This is a genomic window from Micrococcus sp. KRD012 (genome assembly GCF_017168555.1).
Classification (GTDB): domain Bacteria; phylum Actinomycetota; class Actinomycetes; order Actinomycetales; family Micrococcaceae; genus Micrococcus; species Micrococcus luteus.
Map to the genome: position 1 here is coordinate 1 of NZ_JABFBB010000038.1, position 464 is coordinate 464.

A 464-nucleotide genomic window follows, 5' to 3' on the forward strand; every position below is an offset into this window, starting at 1 on the left:
ACGTAGTCCATCTCATGGGTGTGGTGGCCGGTGGCGCTGCCCGGCGCGAGCCGCCATTCGGTGACGCGAACCTCCGCCGTATCCACCTGCACCTCCGATTTGGCGCTGAGCATCGTCATTTTCTCCGAGTTTCTTGCTTGAGCGAATCATGCCCTACGGCACGAAAACCATGAACACGAACACCGCGAACACCACCATGTGAACGAGCCCGAACAGGATGTTGGTGCGGCCGGTTCCGAAGGTCAGCATGCTGACCATGAAGGTCAGCAGCAGGATCAGCATATGCTGGTTGCTGAGCCCGAGCACCAGCTGCTTGTCGAGCACATAGGCGGCGAGGGCCACCGCGGGAACCGTGAGCCCGATCGTCGCGATCGAGGAGCCGAGCGCGAGGTTGATGCTCTTCTGCAGGTCGTTCTTGCGCGCCGCCGCCACGGCGGCGACGCTCTCCGGCAGCAGGATCAGGG

At 62.9% G+C, this 464-nt stretch carries 1 pseudogene; it reads right to left on the minus strand.

The annotated features are described in order from the left end of the window. Positions 1-153: 153 nt before the first annotated feature. Positions 154-464: pseudogene (locus tag J1M37_RS11070) on the minus strand (ionic transporter y4hA); the annotation flags it as partial.